This window comes from Caballeronia sp. PC1 (assembly GCF_021353155.1).
GTDB classification, from domain to species: domain Bacteria; phylum Pseudomonadota; class Gammaproteobacteria; order Burkholderiales; family Burkholderiaceae; genus Caballeronia; species Caballeronia cordobensis.
Genome location: NZ_JAJUBH010000001.1, coordinates 576,831 through 596,728, shown reverse-complemented (window position 1 = coordinate 596,728; position 19,898 = coordinate 576,831). Strand labels below are relative to the sequence as shown.

Sequence of the window (19,898 nt, the reverse complement as noted above, 5' to 3'; positions counted from 1 at the left end):
TGAACTGGAGGGAAAACCGCGCTTTACACGCTCGATGCGAAAGCGCTCGAGACGCGCGCCCGATCGCTTCAGGGGATGGGTCGAAGCCGACCGGCCGCGGGGCGCTGCCGCACGCCCGCCGTGCGAGCGCACGAGGTGGTACGCGGTGCACGGATGCGTGGTTGCGGGCGAAATCGAGTCTTTTGAACGCAGATGCCGCGCAAAAACGCGCTTGGGCGAAACGAGTAACCGTACCCGATCGAGGCCGAAATTACAAGATAACCGCCGCGCAACGCCGATTTTACCGGCTCCGGCGCAACGGTTGCGCTACGTGCCTCGAATCAGCCCGCAGCCATCAGGCCAGCAACAAGTCCGGCCGCCACGAAATGCGGCGCAGCGGCCCATGCGCGGCGCTCGGCGCGGCTTCCCGGTTGACGCCGACGTGCGGTACGAAGAGCAGCGCCTCGCCGACGAAAAGCAGCGGCACGTCGCGCTTCCAGGCCGGCACGCCGCGCTCCTGAAAGAGATTCTTGAGCGTGCGGCTCGGCGCTTCGCCCGCCACACGCATGCGCTCGCCGCCCGCGCGCGGGCGCGCGACGAGCGATGCGGCGCGCAGCACGCCCTCGCCGACCACATCGTCGAAGGACGAATCGGCTGGCTCGAACACGAACGAGCCACGCCACTGCGGCAGACGCCATACTTCTTCGCCCTGCCATTGCAGTTCCACCGCGGACTGGAGCGCGCTCGCGCCGTCGTCGAGATCGGGCGCGTCGCCGCTGTCGCCCGGTTCCCAGAACAGCGCGTTGCGATACACGCGCAGACTATGCCCCGCATGATCGACGCGCAACGCGTGGCCGTCGCGCGCGGCAGCGGCATCGCGCAACTGACGCAGCATGTCGGCGATGCGCGCCGTCGACGCCGCGAGCAAGCCGCGCGCGCGAATCCAGTGGCGCATGAGGTTGATCGCGCGTTCGTCGTCGAGGGCGAGGAGCGCATCGAGCGCGAGCGCGCCCTCTTCGTCCGCGCTTTGCACATGCTCGAGATCGATGCGCGCAAGCTGATCCAGCAGCCGCTGCGCCGACGCCGCGTGCGATGCGGTGCGCGCGAGGGCATCGCGAAAACCAGGGAAATGCACCGCGAGGACCGGCAGCACGTCGTGCCGCAGCGCGTTGCGCGAATAACGCGTGTCGCCGTTGGACTCGTCGTCGATCCAGGCGAGATCGTACTCGTGCGCGTATTGCTCCAGTTGCGCGCGCAGCAGGCGCAAGAGCGGCCGCAGACGCGGCGCGGCGCCATCGAACCGCTGCGGCGCCATCGCCGCGAGGCCCGCGACGCCCGCACCGCGCAACAGTTGCAGCAGCACGGTCTCGGCCTGATCGTCGGCATGATGCGCGATCAGAAGCGCACGCGCGCCATGTTCGTCGCAGAGTTCGTCGAGCGCGCGATAACGCGCCTCGCGCGCCGCCGCTTCGAGACTTTCGCCGCCCGCGCGCGCGACATCGACGTGACGCGCAGCGAAGCGCACACCGAGCGATGCCGCGAAGCGCTCGCAATGCGCGGCCCACGCGTTGGCGTTCGGGCTCAGGCCATGGTGAATATGCAACGCGACGACGCGTTGCGCGCCAAAGCAGCGCACGGCCGCATCGAGCAGCACGGTCGAGTCGAGTCCGCCGCTCAGTGCGACGGCGAGTAGCGCATCGGAGGAAAGATCCGCGTCCGAAACCGCCGCGCGCACCGCCTCGAAGACGAGGCGGCCGGCCGGGGTTTCGTTATCGGATGTCACGAGAGATCGTGATTAGGAAGAAAGAGCCGGTTACGCGCCCGGCAGCGATTCCTTGAACTTGCCGTACGCCATCAGCTTTTCGAAGCGGCGTTCGCGCAGCTCGTTGACGCTCATGCCCTGGAACTGACGCAGCGAATCGGCGAGCGCACGGCGCAGCAGCGCGGCCATGCCCTTCGAATCGCGATGCGCGCCGCCGAGCGGCTCGTTCACGATTTTATCGATGAGACCGAGCGCCTTCAGCCGATGCGCGGTAAGACCGAGCGCTTCGGCCGCTTCGGGCGCCTTCGCCGCGCTCTTCCACAGAATCGACGCGCAGCCTTCCGGCGAGATGACCGAGTACGTGGAGAACTGCAGCATCATCACGACGTCTGCAACCGCGACCGCGAGCGCGCCGCCCGAACCGCCCTCGCCGATGATCGTCGTGATGATCGGCGTCTTGAGCTCAGCCATGACATACAGATTGCGGCCGATGGCTTCCGACTGGCCGCGCTCTTCCGCGCCGATGCCCGGATACGCGCCCGGCGTATCGACGAACGTGAAGATGGGCAGACTGAATTTTTCGGCGGTGCGCATCAGGCGCTCGGCCTTGCGGTAGCCTTCCGGACGCGGCATGCCGAAGTTGCGCAGCGCGCGCTCCTTCGTGTCGCGGCCCTTCTGATGGCCGATCACCATGCACGGCTGACCGTTGAAGCGCGCAAAACCGCCGACGATCGCGAGGTCGTCCGCGAAGGCGCGGTCGCCATGCAGTTCGTGGAAATCGGTGAACAGTTCGCTCACATAGTCGAGCGTGTACGGACGCTGCGGATGACGCGCGATTTGCGAAACCTGCCAGGGCGACAGATTCGCGTAGAGATCCTTGGTGAGTTGCTGGCTCTTCTTCGACAGCCGCTCGATTTCTTCCGAAATATCGACAGCGGAATCGTCCTGAACGAAGCGGAGTTCTTCGATCTTCGCTTCGAGTTCAGCGATCGGCTGCTCGAAATCCAGAAACGTGGTCTTCATGTGTTCGAATCCTAGAACATCGGGCAGCGCGTATTCTAACCGCGTCCGTCCCCAATCAAATGCGCGCGGAAGCTATGGATTATAAAGCAACGATAGTTCCGCGATTCGCTGGCCGACGTCAGTGGTCAGCCGGGATCGGATTGAGACTGCGCCACATATACCAGGTCGCGACCGTGCGCCACGGTTCCCAGTTGGCCGCGACTTCGCGCGCCTCGCTGCGCGTGACCGGCTCGCCGCTGAAATAGTTGACGCTGATCGCCTGAATCAGGCCGAGATCGTCGAGCGGCAAGACGTCCGGACGCGACAGATTGAAGATGAGGAACATCTCCGCCGTCCACCGGCCGATGCCGCGAATCTGCGTGAGTTCGGCGATCACGGCTTCGTCGTCCATCGACGTCCAGGCGTCGACATGCAGCGCACCCGACTCGAAGTGCTGCGCGAGATCTAGAATGTATTCGGCCTTGCGTCGCGACAGTCCGCACGCCTGCAGCTTGTCGTGACCGAGCTTGATGAAATGCGCGGGGTGAACTTCCGGGCACGCGGTCTTCACGCGTTCCCAGATGGCCTGCGCGGCCTTCGTCGAGATCTGCTGGCCGGCGACCGACCGTGCGAGCGTGGAAAACGGATCGCCGAGATTGACGAGATGGATCTCGCCGAACTTCGGGATCAGCTTCTTGAGGATGCGGTCGCGCTTCATGAGATCGGCGCATGCGCGGTCCCAGTAGTCGGGACGCGTGACTTCACGCGTGAGCCCGCCGATCTGCACCGGCACCGTTGCATCCGCCGTCACGACGCGCGACTTGCGCACGACTTCGCCGTGCTGCGTGTCCGGAACGATCGCCTGCGCGTTCGCGCCGTCGCTCGCGACGGCGCGCCCGTTGCCCTTGAGCGGCAACGCTTCGGCTTCTTCCGTGCCCGCTTTCGATGAACGCGCGACGCCGTTCACACGCGTCGCCGTTTCGGGCTTCGCGGCTTTCAGCGCGGCACTTCTCGCGGGCTTGACGATCGTGGTCTTGCGACCGCCCGCCGCGATGGCGCCGTCGATCTTCTGCGTATTCGTTTTCGTTTGCGCGCCGCGCGTTCGCTTCATTGCGCCCGACGCGTCGCTAACAGACGCGGGTCGCTTGACCGGCGTCTTCCTGGCCGTTGCCATCTTGCCTCCTGCCTGGTGAGTCGATCAGAGGGTTCGAATGACCGCGTTCAAACGCGGCGCCATTCGGTCGACCCACCCGGTTTGTCTTCAAGCGCAATACCGGCTTCGAGCAATTCGGCGCGAATCCGGTCTGCTTCGGCATAGTTCTTCGCCTGCTTCGCGGCGATGCGCTCGGCGATCTTCGCTTCGATCTCCTGCGGCGTGAGCCCTTCCTGCGAGCCCGTGCCGCCCGCCTGCTGCAGGAAGGCGCGCGGCTCGCGCTGGAGCAGACCGAGCACGCCCGCGAGTTCCTTGAGCTGGCGCGCGAGCGCGGAATCGCGCGTGCGGTTCACTTCGCTTGCGAGATCGAACAGCACCGACACGGCCACCGGCGTGTTGAAGTCGTCGTTCATCGCTGACTGGAAACGCTGCGCGTTCGCTTCGTTCCAGTCAAGTTGCTGATTGTCCGGCTCGACATCCTTCAACGCCGTATATAGGCGCGTCAGTGCATTCTTTGCATCGTCGATATGCACATCGCTGTAATTCAGCGGCGACCGATAGTGTGCCCGCGCAATAAAGAAGCGCACGACTTCGGCATCAAATTTTTCAAGGACTTCGCGGATGGTGAAGAAGTTGCCGAGCGACTTCGACATCTTTTCACTATCGATCTGCACGAAGCCGTTGTGCATCCAGTAGTTCACGAACGTCTTGCCCGTCGCGCCTTCGCTCTGCGCGATCTCGTTCTCGTGATGCGGGAACTGCAGGTCCATGCCGCCGCCGTGGATGTCGAACTGGTCGCCGAGCAGCGTGCAGCCCATCGCGGAACATTCGATGTGCCAGCCCGGACGCCCACGCCCCCACTTCGAGTCCCAGCCGGAGTCGACGGGCTCGCCTGGCTTCGCCTGCTTCCACAGCACGAAGTCGAGCGGATCTTCCTTCGCGTCGTTGGCGGCGACGCGCTCGCCCGCGCGCAAGTCTTCGATCGACTTGCCCGAGAGCTTGCCGTAGTCGGCGAACTTGCGCACCGCGTAGTTCACGTCGCCGTCTTTCGCGTGATACGCATAGCCGTTCGCCTGCAACGCATCGATCATGCCGAGCATCTGCGGGATGAAGTCGGTCGCGCGCGGTTCGATATCCGCACGCGCGACGCCGAGCGCATCCATGTCCTCGTGCATCGCGTCGATGAAGCGATGCGTGAGCGCCTTGATCGGCTCGTTGTTCTCGACCGCGCGGCGGATGATCTTGTCGTCGATGTCGGTAATGTTGCGTACGTACGTGACCTTGTAGCCCGACTCGCGCAGCCATCGCTGCACGATATCGAACACGACGAACATGCGCGCATGACCGACGTGACAATAGTCATACACCGTGATTCCGCAGACATACATGCGCACCTCGCCTTCGCGAAGCGGCGTGAAGAGTTGCTTGTCACGGGCGAGCGTGTTGTAGATGCGCAGCGAATTCATAGAAGGCGAAGCGTAGACCGGAAGCAACCGCGTGCCGGAAAGCAGACGGCGTGAACGATGCGTGCGAGAGCGCGATAGACGCACACGCGAGCGCGAACACGACGGTCATGCGACCAGGACGGAGACGGCCACGAGTGGCGAAAGACAGTCTGAGGCCGGCGCCGGATGCGCGCTTGAAACAGCAAGCGCAAGACGCGTGCGCGGGACGTGCAGACCTTTTGTTAGAATGGGTCGGAGTATAACACCGGGACCTGAGCCTATGAAATGTCGAAGCGGCCGCGCGGCGGGCATCGCATGCCGCGCTTTGCGCCCGGTCGAAAGCCTTGCCGGACAGCATGCCGCATCGGGCGTTTCTGCTCGCTTCGCGCGCCTCGCATCGAAGCATGCGCCGTTCCTTTTACCGGCTCTTTCGTCGTCTCTTTCGCCGCTTTCGTGGCTTCTTTCGCTGCATCATTCATTGACTCGATTTCAAGTGACCCCACGCCAAGCGCGCACGCCTCTGCAACTCTCTTGCCGGTCCGCCTCCGGGTCGCTTTCCGGAAAGCTCGGCGCTTTCGCCGCACGCACGCTCGCCATCGCGACGCTCGGCCTGGCCGCCTGCATCGGCATGCCGGGCGCCGCGCTCGCGCAGACTTCGCCCGCCACGCGCGACGACACGCCGCAAATCGACGCGGCCATCGCGAACAAGCAGTGGAACGACGCGCTCACGCAACTCGACGCGCGCATCGCGAGCAATCCACGCGACGCGCAGGCGAAGTTCAAGCGCGCCACCGTGCTCGCGCGCCTGAATCGCGACGACGAAGCCATCGCCGCTTTCACCGAACTCACGCAGACGTACCCCGAGCTGCCCGAACCGTACAACAACCTCGCCGCGCTCTATGCCAAGAAGGGGCGTTACGAGGACGCGCGCGCCGCGCTCGAAACCGCCGTCAAGGCGAACCCCGGCTACGCGCTCGCCTATGACAATCTCGGCGATCTTTATCTGCGGCTTGCGAGCGAGTCGTACAAGCGCGCGCAATCGCTCGGCTCGAAGAGTCCGCTGACGAGCCAGCGCATCGCGGCGATCCAGAGAATCTACGCGCCGCCGAAAAAGCGCGCGGCCACCGCCGACGATGCCTCGGGCGCGCGCGCCGCGGCAGCGCCGGGCGCGTCCGCGGACGAATGGACGCCGGCATCGGGCGTGAACGGGTCCGCCGGCACGGGCGCGGCGATACCCTCGCCCGACGAATACTCGCCGTTCGGCGGCCCGACGAGCCCGCTGCCCACGGCGCCCTACGTGGCGCCGAAGACACAGCCCTAAGGGGAAGCGTTAAGCGCGAGCCGCGCGTGTGCAGCCGCGCGCGGTAAGCTGTCGCCTCGCATCGCGGTATCGGGCGCTTGCCTTCGCGGTCGACTGTTTGCATTCACCACACGAGGATCGATCCTTCATGAAAGTCCTGATGTTGGCGCTCTCGAGCGCTGCCCTGATCGCGAGCGCGCCCGCGTTCGCCCAGCCCAACGCGCAGGCCGCGCACCCCGTCGTGCTCATCAAGACCACGCAAGGCGACATCAAGGTCGAGCTGTATCCGGAGAAGGCGCCGAAGACCGTGGCGAACTTTCTCGATTACGTGAAGTCCGGTCAATACAGCGGCACGATCTTTCATCGCGTGATTCCGGGCTTCATGATCCAGGGCGGCGGCTATAGCACGAGCTTCGCCGAGAAGCCGACGCGCGCGCCGATCCCGCTCGAAAGCCGCAATGGCCTGAAGAACGCCACCGGCACGATCGCGATGGCGCGCACGAGCGACCCGAACTCGGCCACCGCGCAGTTCTTCATCAATACGGTCGATAATGCGGGTCTCGACTATCCGAGCCCGGACGGCAACGGTTATGCGGTATTCGGCAAGGTCGTCGGCGGCATGGACGTCGTGAAGAAGATCGAGGGCAGCCCGACGACCTCGCGCGGCCCGATGCAGAACGTGCCGCAAAAGCCGGCCGTGATCGAATCCGCCGCGGTGGTCACGCAGTAATACGCAGCGCCCTTCACGCCCGCGGCGCGCGCAAGCATTCGCGCCGCGGCTCAATCAAACACACCGGAGAGAACATCATCATGGTCGAACTGCATACGAACCACGGCGTCATCAAGCTCGAACTGAACGCCGAAAAAGCACCGAAGAGCGTCGAAAACTTCCTCAACTACGTGAAGAAGGGTCATTACGACAACACCGTGTTCCACCGCGTGATCGACGGCTTCATGATCCAGGGCGGCGGCTTCGAGCCGGGCATGAAGCAAAAGCCGACCGACGCGCCGATCGACAACGAAGCCAACAACGGTCTGACGAACGAATCGGGCACGATCGCAATGGCGCGCACGAACGATCCGCATTCGGCGACCGCCCAGTTCTTCATCAACGTGAAGGACAATGACTTCCTGAACCATTCGTCGCCGACGCCGCAAGGCTGGGGCTACACGGTGTTCGGCAAGGTCGTGGAAGGCATGGACGTGGTCGAGAAGATCAAAAAGGTCAAGACCGGCTCGAAGGGCTTCCACCAGGACGTGCCGGTCGACGACGTGGTGATCGAGAAGGCCGTCGTGGTCTGATCCCGGCCGTTGCATGATCGATACGAAGACTTCTTCCGATCGTGAAGCAGCGGGCGCAGCGAATCACGCGCGCCCGCTGTTTTTCATTGCGGACCTGCATCTCTCCGAAGCGATTCCGAAGACGGTCGCCGCGTTCGAGCATTTCATCGAGGTCACGGCAAACGACGCCGACTCGGTTTTCATCCTCGGCGACCTGTTCGAGTTCTGGATCGGCGACGACATCCTCGACGCCTCCGCAAGCGACGTTCGCGCGAGCTTCGCGCGCCGCATGACGCGTCTTCTGCACACGCTGACCGAGCGCGGCATCGGCCTTTACGTGATGCGCGGCAATCGCGATTTCCTGCTGGGCAAGCGCTTCATGAAAGACGCGGGCGCGATGTCGCTGCCCGATCCGTTCGTCATCACCGCATTCGGCAAGCGCGTCGTGCTCGCGCACGGCGACGGTCTCTGCACGGCCGACCGCGCCTATCAGCGTTTTCGCGCCTTCGCGCGCAACGCCTTCGCGCAGCGGCTCTTTCTCGCGCTGCCGCTCGACACGCGGCTCGGCATTGGCCAGCGCATGCGCACGAAAAGCGAGGGCGCGCGCGTGATGGGCGCCTCGGCCAAATACGACGTGACGAAAAAAGCCGTGTCCGAGGTTTTCATCCGCAATCACACCGACACGCTGATTCACGGCCATACGCATCGGCCGGCGATGCATCGCGAAGTCGAAGGCGTGCGCTGGGTGCTGCCCGACTGGGAGCTCGACGCGAACACGCCGCGCGGCGGCTATCTGCGTCTCGACGAAAACGGCGTGCGCGCGCTGCCGCTCTAACGCCCGACCGAAGCCGTACGCTCGGACTGCTCTTCGCTCTTGCCGTCCATCGACGTGCACAGGCGCTTGAGATCGATGAGCGCGGCGCCGTCCACGCCATTGAGCGCCTCCACGCGCGCGCCGAGCCGTTCGAGCGCCGCGACGATCTCGTCGATGCGCTGCGTCTGTGTCGATGCGTGATCGATGAGACCGTGGATCGCGAGCGAGACGGGATCGTCGGCGTTCGGCGTGATGCCGTAGGCGCAAAAACCCTCGCGCTTCGTTTCCTTCGGCTTCGACACCGCCGGCATCACGATGCGCGCCGGATTGCCCACCGCCGTGCCGCCCGCCGGCACCGGCTTGACGACGACGGCGTTCGAGCCGATCTTCGCGTCCGCGCCGACCGTGAAGCCGCCGAGCACTTTCGCGCCCGCGCCGACGATCACGCCGCGTTCGAGCGTCGGATGCCGTTTCGCGCCGCGCGTGAGCGACGTGCCGCCGAGCGTCACGCCCTGATAGATGGTGCAGTCGTCGCCGATCTCGGCCGTTTCGCCGATTACGACGCCCATGCCGTGATCGATGAACACGCGCCGTCCGAGCGTCGCGCCCGGATGGATTTCGATGCCCGTGAGAAAGCGCGCGATCTGCGACACGAAACGCGCGAGCCAGCGCCGCTGCCCGCGCCAGCACGCGTGCGCGAAGCGATGCAGCACGATCGCATGCAGGCCCGGATAACACGTCACGACTTCCCAGGCGCTGCGGGCGGCGGGATCGCGCTCGCGGATGGCGGCGATGTCTTCGCGAAGTCGTTCGAACATGGCGATGTCTCTGATTGGGGGCGGGTATGCGTGTATCGCGTGTATCGGCTAATGCACGAAGCGTGCAATGCTTATATCGGCTGACGCCGTTTTTCGCCGATTGTAGGACGAGCGCGGCGAGTCTGCCCGATGCCCCCGATGGCAGCGCGGTCGCTTGAGCGCTAGCCTTTTTTCGCGCGCAGCAGGATGTGCTTCGCGATGCCGCGCAAAATATTCACTTCCTCGCGCTCCAGTCCCGAGCGCGCAAAAAGCCGCCGCACGCGCGACATCAGCTTCTTCGGATTCGCCGGATCGAGAAAATCGAGCGCGACGAGCGCGTCTTGGAGATGCGCGTACATGCCCTCGATTTCCTCGCTCGATGCGCTCTGCTCCGCCGACTCGACGACCGCGAGCGCGCTCGGACTCGCCTGGAACGCGAGCCGCAGCTCGTAGGCGAGCACCTGCACGGCCTGCGCGAGATTGAGCGAGCTATACGCGGGATTGGCCGGAATATGCGCAAGCGCGCTGCAGCGCTCGACATCCGCATTCGACAGCCCGGTGCGCTCGTTGCCGAACACGAGCGCGATATCGCCATGACGCACGTATTCGTGCGCGCGTTCGGCGAGCGCGCGCGGCGGCATCTGCGGCGGGCCGTACTCGCGCATGCGCGCGGTCAGCGCGACCGACCAGCGCACGCCGACGAGCGCATCGGCGAGCGTATCGACGACATGCGCGGACGCGAGCACGTCGTCGGCGCCGGAGGCCATCGCGACGGCTTCCGGCTCGTTCTTGACATCGGGCACGCGCGGCGCGACGAGGACGAGGCGCGCGAAGCCCATCGTCTTGAGCGCGCGCGCGGCCGCGCCGACATTGCCCGGATGACTGGGCTCGACAAGGATGAAGCGCGTGGACGTGAAGCCGCCGGCAGGCGCGGAAAGATCGGTGTGTTCCAAGGCGCGATGTGTGCTGAATGTGCGAACCCGATATGTTAACGCGCTTTGGCCGCGCTTCTCCACGGGCTTCACAGCGACTTTCGGGTAAAATGGCGCCTTCGCGCGCCGCGAACGGTTATCCGAGTCAGTCGGACCCTCGCGCGAACGCCCCGCTCTTATTCAATTCGTCTTTCGTCGACTAGTCGTTGTCGCCAACTTTTCGCCCGCATGCGCTCGGCCCGAGCCTTGCCGGGCGGCCAGAGGATTTCGCTCATGCATCCGATGCTCAATATCGCTGTCAAGGCCGCGCGCCGCGCCGGACAGATCATCAATCGCGCTTCGCTTGATCTGGATCGCATCCAGGTCAGCAAGAAACAGCACAACGATTTCGTGACGGAAGTCGACAAGGCGTCCGAAGCCGCCATCATCGAGACGCTGCACACCGCTTATCCCGATCACTCGATTCTCGCCGAAGAGTCCGGCGAAACCGATCGCGAATCGGAATTCCAGTGGATCATCGATCCGCTCGACGGCACCACCAACTTCATCCACGGCTTTCCGTATTACTGCGTGTCGATCGCGCTCGCGCATCGCGGCGTGGTGCAGCAGGCGGTCATCTACGATCCGACCCGCAACGACCTCTTCACCGCGTCGCGCGGCCGCGGCGCGTATCTGAACGAGCGGCGCATCCGCGTCGGCAAGCTGGACCGTCTGTCCGATTCGCTGATCGGCACGGGCTTCCCCTTCCGCGATGGGCAGGGCCTGAACGCCTACATGCGCCTTTTCAGCGAGATGACGCTCTCGTGCGCCGGCCTGCGGCGTCCGGGCGCGGCCGCGCTCGATCTCGCGAACGTCGCGGCCGGACGGCTGGACGGCTTCTTCGAGCAGGGTATCCATCCGTGGGACGTCGCCGCGGGTAGCCTGATCGTGACGGAAGCGGGCGGGCTCGTCGGCAATTACACGGGTGAGTCGGATTTCCTGTTCAAGAACGAGATCGTCGCCGCCAATCCGAAGGTCTACGCGCAGATGGTCAAGATTCTCGACATGTACTCGCGCACGCGCCTGACCGGCGAATAAGCCTGACCGGCGGGGCGCTTCTTCGCGCCCCGCCGCATCCCCCGCGTTTCTTCTCTCTCCGCGCGCCGGGCGCGCCGCCTGCTCTGCATCGAATGCAGGGCTCCGTTACAGTGCATCTTTTTCCCTCGCCGTTCAAGGCGATGCGCGCCCCCTCTGCCCTTCCCCCGTTTTTCCGCCGCGCGCGCCGCGCCACACCGCCTGCCCGCTCATGAAAAAAGGCTTCTACACGATCATCGCCGCGCAATTCGTTTCGTCGCTCGCGGACAACGCGCTTCTGATCGCCGCGATCGCGATGCTAGCCGTCGTGCATTCGGCGCCGTGGGTCACGCCGCTTCTGCAGATCTTCTTCTCGATTTCCTACGTGCTGCTCGCGCCATTCGTCGGCGCTTTCGCCGATGCCATCCAGAAGCGCCACGTCATGTTCGTCTCGAACGCGCTCAAGGCAGCCGGCTGCGCGATGATGATCGCCGGCGCGCATCCGATGCTCGCGTACGGCGTCGTCGGCCTCGGCGCGGCCGCGTATTCGCCGGCGAAATACGGGATTCTCACGGAACTGCTGCCGCCGCAAAAGCTGATCGCGGCGAACGCGTGGCTCGAATCCGCGACGGTCGGCTCGACGATCCTCGGCACCGTCATCGGCGGCGCGCTCGTGTCGCAGGTCGTCGCGCGCTGGGTCACGCATGCGCATCTGCCGTTCGTGTCCACCGCCGCGCACGCCGCGCTCTTCGCGGTGATGCTCATTTACGTGTCGGCGGCCGTCATCAACATGTTCATTCCCGACACCGGCGCGCGCTATCCAAACCTGCTGAACGAGCCGACCAAGCTCGTCCACGATTTCTCGCACGGCTTCAACGTCCTGTGGCGCGACAAGCTCGCGCAGATCGCGCTGTGGGTCACGACGCTGCTCTGGGGCGCGGCCGTCACGCTGCAACTGCTCGTGCTCAAGTGGGCCGATGCCAATCTGGGCCTGACGCTCTCGAAGGCCGCGGTGCTTCAGGGCGTGACGGGCCTGGGCATCGCGCTCGGCGCCGCGGCGGCGTCCGCGTGGATCGTGCTGCGCCAGTCGCTCAGGGTGTTGCCGGTCGGCGTGCTGATCGGCGCGGTCGCGGTCGCGATGGCCTTCTACAACAAGGACCTGTTCCCCGCGGGCGCGGGCGTGCAGATCGGCCCTTTTTACGCGCCCGCGTACATCCTGATGGCCTATCCGCTGATGATCGGGCTCGGCGGCCTGTCCGGATTTTTCATCGTGCCGATGAATGCGGTCCTCCAGCATCGCGGCGCGACGCTCCTTTCCGCCGGGCATTCGATCGCGGTGCAGAACTTCAACCAGAACATCGCCGTGCTGTCGATGCTCGGCGCCTACGCCCTGCTGCTCACGGTCAAGGTGCCGGTGCAGTGGATCATCGTCGTGTTCGGGCTGTTCGTCTGCCTGATGATGGCGCTCGCGATGCGCCGTCACACCCGCAACGAACGCGAAACCGACCTTGTTGCGCTGGTTGAGGAATGAACCTTGCTCGACGGTGTATTCTGGGTTCATACCCCCAGCCCGGCTGAGGCGGATCAAAGGGAGGGAACGCAGGCGGCGGGGCCAAGTCGTAGGTTGCATGGCGGTTGTAAGCGGCGCGCCGGGCCTTTCCCGCGGCACGAGGCCGCACACAGCGAACCCGGCGTGATTCTTCCTCGGCAACGTCAATAAAGGAGCATGGAAAATGGGATTGTTCACACGTTCGACGCTCGACAGCAAAATCAATGGCGCCGCCGATATCGGCCAGCGCGCGGTGCGCGGTGCGAGCGACGCGGTCGATTCGGCCAGCGGCCAGTTGCGCAGCCTGCTCGACGATCTGGAAAGTTCGATTCTGAACGCGAAGGACATCGATGCCGACAAGCTGCGCAAGGAGTTGCAATCGAAACTCAAATCCGCGCGTTCGCAGATGAACGGCGCGGGCGGCGCGATCTCGGGCAAGCTCGGCGATGCAGCCGGTTACGCCGACGACTTCGTGCACGACAAGCCGTGGCACACGCTCGGCGCGGTGGCGGGGCTCGCGCTGCTCGTCGGCTATCTCGCCGGGCGCACGTAACGAACGCAGCGTTCTTCTGCATGCGCCGCCGGAACGGGCTTGCGCTCGTTCCGGCGGCAAGCGGCGTTGCCGCGCGTCTCTTCCGCTAGGGGCGGGCGCGGATCAACGTTGGCCGTCCGGCCGGCTCGCGCTCATCCCTCGACAGGTTAAACTCATGCCCTATCGGCCAATCGGCGGCCGGCGCACGTCGCGCCCGGCCGTCTGGCCGTTCCTGCTTCCACCGCACGCAAGATGGGCACTCACACGGCTACTCCCGACACCTCCACCGACACCACGCCGCTCGCGGACTTGTCCCAGCACACGCCGATGATGCAGCAGTATCTGCGCATCAAGGCGGAGCATCCTGGCACGCTCGTTTTCTACCGCATGGGCGATTTCTACGAGCTTTTCTTCGACGACGCCGAGAAAGCCGCGCGTCTGCTCGATCTCACGCTCACGCAGCGCGGCGCGTCCGGCGGCAATCCGATCAGAATGGCGGGCGTACCGCATCACGCGTGCGAGCAATATCTCGCCAAGCTGGTGAAGCTCGGCGAGTCGGTGGCGATTTGCGAGCAGATCGGCGATCCGGCGACATCGAAAGGTCCGGTCGAGCGCAAAGTGGTGCGCGTCGTCACGCCGGGCACGCTCACCGACGCCGCCCTGCTCTCCGACAAAAGCGACGTCTATCTGCTCGCGCTGTGCCCCGCGCACAACCGGCGCGGCGTGGTGACGAGCGTCGGCCTCGCGTGGCTCAATCTCGCGAGCGGCGCGCTGCGGCTCGCGGAAGTCGCGCCGGGACAAGTGAGCGCGGCCCTCGAACGCATCCGTCCGGCCGAGACGCTCATCGCCGATTCGATCACGGACGTTCAGTCGTCCCTCGGCGTGACGCACCCCGGCGCGACCACGCGCGTTCCGGCCTGGCATTTCGACGTCGGCTCCGGCACGCAGCGGCTGCGCGAGCAACTCGATGTCGCGAGCCTCGACGGCTTCGGCGCGCAGACGCTCACGTGCGCATGCGGCGCGGCCGGCGCGCTGCTGCTCTACGCCGCCGCGACGCAAGGTCAGCAGTTGCGCCACGTGCGCAGCCTGAAGGTCGAATACGAATCGGAATACATCGGGCTCGATCCCGCCACGCGGCGCAATCTCGAACTCACGGAAACGCTGCGCGGCACCGAATCGCCCACGCTGTTCTCCCTGCTCGACACCTGCTGCACGACGATGGGCAGCCGTCTCTTACGCCACTGGCTGCATCATCCGCCGCGCGATGCATCGATTGCGCAGGCGCGCCAGCACGCCATCGGCGCATTGCTCGACGCGCCCACGAGCGGCGGCCTCGACACCTTGCGCGGCGCGCTGCGCAAGATCTCGGATATCGAGCGCATCACGGGGCGCCTTGCGCTGCTGTCGGCGCGGCCGCGCGATCTGTCGAGCCTGCGCGACACCTTCGCGGCGCTGCCCGACCTGCAAGCGCGCGTCGCGGGCGTGGCGGCGCATGCGTCGGCGCTGGAACGCATCGGCGCGGCGCTCGAACCGCCGCGCGAATGTCTCGATCTCCTGACCAGCGCGATCGCACCCGAGCCCGCCGCGCTGATTCGCGACGGCGGCGTGATGGCGCGCGGCTACGATCCCGACCTCGACGAGTTGCGCGATATTTCGGAGAACTGCGATCAGTTCCTGATCGATCTCGAAGCGCGCGAGCGCACCCGCACGGGCATCGCGAATCTGCGTGTGGAGTACAACAAGGTGCATGGCTTCTATATCGAAGTCACGCGCGGTCAGACCGACAAGGTGCCGGACGACTATCGCCGTCGTCAGACGCTGAAGAACGCCGAGCGCTACATCACGCCGGAACTGAAGGCGTTCGAGGACAAGGCTCTGTCCGCGCAGGAGCGCGCGCTCGCACGCGAACGCGCGCTCTACGACGCGCTGCTGCAAAGCCTGCTGCCTTTCCTCGCGGATTGCCAGCGCGTGGCCGGCGCGCTCGCGGAACTCGATCTGCTGTGCGCGTTCGCCGAGCGTGCGCGCGCGCTCGACTGGGTCGCGCCCGAATTCACCGCCGATGCCGGCATCGAGATCGAGCAAGGCCGGCATCCGGTCGTCGAGGCGCAGGTCGAGCAGTTCATCGCCAACGATTGCCGTCTGAGCGACGAGCGCAAGCTGCTGCTCATCACCGGCCCGAACATGGGCGGTAAATCGACCTTCATGCGTCAGACCGCGTTGACCGCGCTGATGGCTTACGTCGGCAGCTACGTGCCCGCGAAGCGTGCACGTTTCGGCGCGCTCGACCGCATCTTCACGCGCATCGGCGCAGCGGACGACCTCGCGGGCGGGCGCTCGACCTTCATGGTCGAAATGACCGAAGCGGCGGCCATTCTCAACGACGCGAGCGCATCGAGCCTCGTGCTGATGGATGAAATCGGGCGCGGCACCTCGACCTTCGACGGCCTCGCGCTCGCCTGGGCAATCGCGCGGCATCTGCTCACGCACAACGCCTGCTATACGCTTTTCGCCACGCATTACTTCGAGCTCACGCAACTGCCCGCGGAGTTCGCGCAAGCGGCCAACGTGCATCTGTCGGCGGTCGAGCACGATCACGGCATCGTGTTTCTGCATGCGGTGAGCGAAGGACCGGCCAACCAGAGCTACGGCCTCCAGGTCGCGCAGCTCGCAGGCGTGCCGGCGGCGGTGATTCGCGCGGCGCGCAAGCATCTCGTGCATCTCGAACAGCAATCGATCGGCCATCCCACGGCGCAGTTCGATCTGTTCGCGAGCCAGCCGTATGCGCCCTACGACGACGAGCCGCCGCACGAAGACAAAGACGAAGACGAAGCGAAGGCCGACGCGCCCGAGCATCCGGCGATGCAGAAACTGCGCGCGCTGGACCCGAACGAGCTGCGTCCGCGCGATGCGCTCGATCTGCTCTACGAACTGCATGAACTGGCGAACGCCGCGCCGGACGCTTCGCGCTGAGCGTGCCGTAGCGGCCGCGCTGGTCTGCGGCGCGCTCTTCTTCGGCACGCACCGGCAGGCGCATGCGCAAGGCGACGCGCCGCTCGCCTTCGCCGTTATCGCCGATGCACTCACCCGCCCCGCCGACGAAGCGCCCGTGCGCCGCATGCTCGATGCGATCGGGCGCGACGGCGGCATCGCGTTCACCGTCTACGACGGCAATCTGAAGGGCGCCGCCGAACCGTGCCGCGACAGCGTCTATCAGTCGCGGCACGAGGTGCTCGACGCGTCGCGCACGCCGCTCGTGCTGCTGCTCGGCCAGCACGACTGGGCCGATTGCAGCGGCGCGCATGCCGGCGCTTACGATCCGGTCGAACGGCTCGATTTCGTCCGTCAGCTCTTTTTCACCGATGCGAATGCGCTCGGACAAAGCGCGCTCACGCTGTCGCGCGAAAGCGATGTCGCGCGCTTTCGCACCTTTCGCGAAATCGTGCGCTGGCAGTCGCAGGGCGTTGCGTTCATCGGGCTGAACGTGCCGAGCCCGAACAATCACTATCTGACCGCGGGCGGACGCAACGGCGAATTCGAAGATCGCGCGGTCGCGACGAGCTTCTGGCTCGAACACGCGGCGGAATCGGCGCGGCGTACCGACATGCGCGCGCTCGTCGTCCTGTTTCAGGGCGATCCGGATTTTTCGCGCTACGAACACCGCGACCGCTTCGCGTGGCTGCGCTTCTCGCGCTCGAACCAGCCGCGCGACGGTTTTCTCGAACTCAAGCGCAGTCTCGTGAAGGCGGCGGAAATTTTTCGCGGGCCGGTCATCGTGATTCACGGCACCGATGCGCCCGAGCCGAACGGCTTTCACATCGATCAGCCCTTGCGCAACGACAAGGGATTGATCGTCACGAATCTCACGCGCGTGGCGCTCGCGTTGAAGAAGCCGCAATCGCAATGGCTCGAAGTGCAAAGCGATGCGCAATGGCATCCACCGTTTCGGCTGCGCGTGCGCGACGTGAAAGAGACGCGCGCGCGTGAACCGATCGCGCCGCCGCCCGAAGCGCCCACACAATTGGGCACGCCTTTCGTTCCGTATCCAGACGCGTATCCGTCGCCCTCTTCCGCGCCTCATCTGGGCCTGCCGCGCAACGATCTGCCCGAGTCGCTGCCCGCGCCGCCGTCGATGCCGCTGCCGGCCTCCGATTTGCCGCCGCTTCTCACGCCGCCGCAGTCCTCGCCGCCGCAGTCGTCACCGCAATCATCGTCGCCGCAATCTCTGCCGCCGATCTTCCCCGTGCCAGCGACGCCTGCGAGCGCCGCCGGCAAATAAAAAAGCGCAGCCTCGGCTGCGCTTCCTTTCTTCATCCGATGCGCTCAGTGCAGCGTCGGACCTGCGTTCTTGCGCGGTTCGTCGTCATCGTCGTCTTCGTCTTCGTCGACGACATGCAGGCCGTCCGCCCCATGCGCGTGCTGATGCTCGATCTCGTCTTCGGTCGCGGTGCGCACTTCCTGCACCGAGAGCGCGAAGCGCAGCGCCATGCCCGCGAGCGGATGATTGCCGTCGAGCACGACCTTGTCTTCGGCGACATCCGTCACGGTGTAGATGAGTGAATCGATGTCGTCGTCGCCGTCTTCGGGCGTGCCTTCGAACTGCATGCCGACTTCCAGCGGTTCGGGAAAGCGGTTGCGCTCTTCGATCTTCACGAGTTCGGGATCGTACTCGCCGAACGCGTCCTGCGGTTCCAGCTGGATCAGCGTTTCATAACCGGCTTCGTGACCGTCGAGCGCTTCCTCGATCTTGGGGAACGTGCCATCATAGCCGCCGTGCAGATAGACCATCGGCTCGTCGCTCTCCTCGATCAGATTGCCTTGCGCATCCGATAGCTTGTACGCGACCGAAACGACAGTGTCTTTCGCAATTTTCATTGGATCCTCCAAGATACAAGCCTCGATTATACGATGCCGAAGCGGCCCCACCACGCACCCTCGAACCCCGTTTCCGGCCTTTGCTCGCATGCTCGCGCGCCTTTGCCGGACGAACTCACGCCCTTGTTGGGCAACCGCACGCCGCGACAGTTCATGCGGCGTTACTGGCAGAAAAAACCGCTGCTGATTCGCCAGGCTTTTCCCGATATCGCCGCGCCGCTCGCGCGTGACGAACTGTTCGAACTCGCCGATCTCGAAGACGTCGAGAGCCGTCTCATCACGCATTTTCGCAAGACGTGGAATCTCGAGCACGGCCCCTTCGCGCCCGACGAACTGCCTTCGGTCAGAAAACGCGAATGGACGCTGCTCGTGCAAGGCGTGAACCTGCACGACGATCGCGCGCACGCGCTGATGAACCCGTTTCGCTTCATTCCGGACGCGCGCCTCGACGATCTGATGATCTCCTACGCGACCGACGGTGGCGGTGTGGGACCGCACTTCGACTCTTATGACGTGTTTCTGCTTCAGGTTCATGGCAAGCGCCGCTGGCGTATCGGCGCGCAGCGCGATCTCTCGCTAAAACCCGGATTGCCGTTGAAAGTTTTACAGCACTTCGAGCCGGAGCAGGAGTGGGTGCTGGAGCCCGGCGACATGCTGTATCTGCCGCCGCACATCGCGCACGACGGCATCGCCGAGGGCGAATGCATGACGGCGTCGATCGGCTTTCGCGCGCCGTCCGCGCACGAACTGACGGCGCAGTTCCTCTATCACCTCGCCGAGCGCACGGGCGATGCGCCTGACAGCGCCCGCGCGAACGCACGCTATCGCGATCCGGGCCAGGAGCCCGTGGCGAATCCGGCGGCGCTGCCGGCGCTTCTCATCGAACGCGTTGGCGCGATCCTTGCGAACGTCGACTGGAGCGAAAAAGACATCGTCGAATTTTTAGGCACCTATTTGAGCGAGCCGAAAGCGAATGTCGTATTCGATTCGCCCGAACGCGCGTTGAATGAGCAAAAGTTTGTAGAGCGAGCCAAAAAAACAGGCATCGAACTGGATAGAAAGACTATTTTGCTCTATGACGCAAGGTCATTTTTCGTAAATGGAGAAGCCGCAGCGCTGTCTTCGAAGCTGAAAAAGTGGCTCCCGGAATTGGCCGATACACGGCGTCTGGAAGCGAAACGCTTTGTAACACTTACAGACGAATCGTCAATGACAGGGCTGCTGCACGAATGGTATCGTGCGGGCTGGATTCGGATGGGCGCTTTACCTTGACAGGCTTGCCTTAACGAGACTTACCGGACGGCTGCGGATGCTTAAATTTTGCTGTTCCGCAATATGAAAGTTTGTATGAGAAAGACAACGTATCGGCCCCTGATTTATCGACGGTCGTTGCGAAAGTGCCTATAATTTCCGGCCAAGCCGTAGGA

The 19,898-nt window shown here is 64.8% G+C and carries 17 protein-coding genes; 10 read left to right on the top strand and 7 right to left on the bottom strand.

Going from position 1 to position 19,898, the window contains the following annotated elements:
• Positions 1 to 334 precede the first annotated feature (334 nt).
• From tilS to cysS, 4 genes are all read right to left on the bottom strand, one after another.
• Complete coding sequence (gene tilS, locus LY284_RS02890) at positions 335 to 1,762, bottom strand: tRNA lysidine(34) synthetase TilS (protein WP_014191791.1); 1,428 nt, start codon at positions 1,760 to 1,762, stop codon at positions 335 to 337.
• Between the two features lie 30 nt (positions 1,763 to 1,792).
• A complete protein-coding gene (locus LY284_RS02885; RefSeq protein WP_014191792.1) occupies positions 1,793 to 2,764 on the bottom strand; it encodes an acetyl-CoA carboxylase carboxyltransferase subunit alpha in 972 nt (323 codons plus the stop codon).
• Between the two features lie 118 nt (positions 2,765 to 2,882).
• Complete coding sequence (locus tag LY284_RS02880; protein ID WP_014191793.1) at positions 2,883 to 3,917, bottom strand: DNA-3-methyladenine glycosylase; 1,035 nt, start codon at positions 3,915 to 3,917, stop codon at positions 2,883 to 2,885.
• A gap of 47 nt (positions 3,918 to 3,964) precedes the next feature.
• On the bottom strand, positions 3,965 to 5,362 hold the full coding sequence (gene cysS / locus LY284_RS02875) for a cysteine--tRNA ligase (RefSeq protein ID WP_014191794.1): 1,398 nt from the start codon (positions 5,360 to 5,362) through the stop codon (positions 3,965 to 3,967).
• Positions 5,363 to 5,861: 499 nt separating this feature from the next.
• Here cysS and LY284_RS02870 point away from each other — a divergent pair, with 499 nt between their 5' ends.
• The 4 genes from LY284_RS02870 to LY284_RS02855 all read left to right on the top strand — a co-directional run bounded on the left by LY284_RS02870 (position 5,862) and on the right by LY284_RS02855 (position 8,757).
• A complete protein-coding gene (locus LY284_RS02870; RefSeq protein WP_375294252.1) occupies positions 5,862 to 6,662 on the top strand; it encodes a tetratricopeptide repeat protein in 801 nt (266 codons plus the stop codon).
• A 127-nt stretch (positions 6,663 to 6,789) separates the two neighbouring features.
• Complete coding sequence (locus LY284_RS02865) at positions 6,790 to 7,371, top strand: peptidylprolyl isomerase (protein ID WP_014191796.1); 582 nt, start codon at positions 6,790 to 6,792, stop codon at positions 7,369 to 7,371.
• 80 nt (positions 7,372 to 7,451) lie between these two features.
• Positions 7,452 to 7,943, top strand: a complete 492-nt coding sequence (locus LY284_RS02860) for a peptidylprolyl isomerase (protein ID WP_014191797.1) — start codon at positions 7,452 to 7,454, stop codon at positions 7,941 to 7,943.
• Positions 7,944 to 7,956: 13 nt separating this feature from the next.
• Positions 7,957 to 8,757, top strand: coding sequence for a UDP-2,3-diacylglucosamine diphosphatase (locus LY284_RS02855; RefSeq protein ID WP_014191798.1), 801 nt, complete (start codon positions 7,957 to 7,959; stop codon positions 8,755 to 8,757).
• Here LY284_RS02855 and cysE read toward each other — a convergent pair.
• Together cysE and LY284_RS02845 are read right to left on the bottom strand one after the other, a co-directional pair.
• Positions 8,754 to 9,554, bottom strand: a complete 801-nt coding sequence (gene cysE / locus LY284_RS02850; protein WP_014191799.1) for a serine O-acetyltransferase — start codon at positions 9,552 to 9,554, stop codon at positions 8,754 to 8,756. The genes LY284_RS02855 and cysE overlap by 4 nt on opposite strands.
• Before the next feature lie 161 nt (positions 9,555 to 9,715).
• On the bottom strand, positions 9,716 to 10,486 hold the full coding sequence (locus tag LY284_RS02845) for an RNA methyltransferase (RefSeq protein WP_041730508.1): 771 nt from the start codon (positions 10,484 to 10,486) through the stop codon (positions 9,716 to 9,718).
• Between the two features lie 252 nt (positions 10,487 to 10,738).
• Between LY284_RS02845 and LY284_RS02840 the strand changes: the two genes are divergently transcribed.
• From LY284_RS02840 to LY284_RS02820, 5 genes are all read left to right on the top strand, one after another.
• A complete protein-coding gene (locus tag LY284_RS02840; protein WP_014191801.1) occupies positions 10,739 to 11,542 on the top strand; it encodes an inositol monophosphatase family protein in 804 nt (267 codons plus the stop codon).
• A 208-nt stretch (positions 11,543 to 11,750) separates the two neighbouring features.
• Positions 11,751 to 13,049 (top strand): lysophospholipid transporter LplT, encoded by a 1,299-nt coding sequence (lplT, locus tag LY284_RS02835; protein WP_014191802.1) that lies wholly within the window; start codon positions 11,751 to 11,753, stop codon positions 13,047 to 13,049.
• 202 nt (positions 13,050 to 13,251) lie between these two features.
• Positions 13,252 to 13,620, top strand: a complete 369-nt coding sequence (locus tag LY284_RS02830) for a YqjD family protein (RefSeq protein ID WP_014191803.1) — start codon at positions 13,252 to 13,254, stop codon at positions 13,618 to 13,620.
• Positions 13,621 to 13,851: 231 nt separating this feature from the next.
• Complete coding sequence (mutS, locus tag LY284_RS02825; RefSeq protein WP_014191804.1) at positions 13,852 to 16,569, top strand: DNA mismatch repair protein MutS; 2,718 nt, start codon at positions 13,852 to 13,854, stop codon at positions 16,567 to 16,569.
• Complete coding sequence (locus LY284_RS02820) at positions 16,532 to 17,875, top strand: hypothetical protein (protein ID WP_014191805.1); 1,344 nt, start codon at positions 16,532 to 16,534, stop codon at positions 17,873 to 17,875. Before mutS ends, LY284_RS02820 begins: the two co-directional genes overlap by 38 nt.
• A 44-nt stretch (positions 17,876 to 17,919) precedes the next feature.
• Here LY284_RS02820 and LY284_RS02815 read toward each other — a convergent pair whose 3' ends face one another.
• The gene (locus LY284_RS02815; RefSeq protein ID WP_014191806.1) at positions 17,920 to 18,471 is read right to left on the bottom strand and encodes a peptidylprolyl isomerase; all 552 of its coding nucleotides are present in this window, start codon (positions 18,469 to 18,471) and stop codon (positions 17,920 to 17,922) included.
• Between the two features lie 33 nt (positions 18,472 to 18,504).
• Between LY284_RS02815 and LY284_RS02810 the strand changes: the two genes are divergently transcribed.
• Positions 18,505 to 19,743 (top strand): cupin domain-containing protein, encoded by a 1,239-nt coding sequence (locus LY284_RS02810; protein WP_041730510.1) that lies wholly within the window; start codon positions 18,505 to 18,507, stop codon positions 19,741 to 19,743.
• Positions 19,744 to 19,898: the final 155 nt, after the last annotated feature.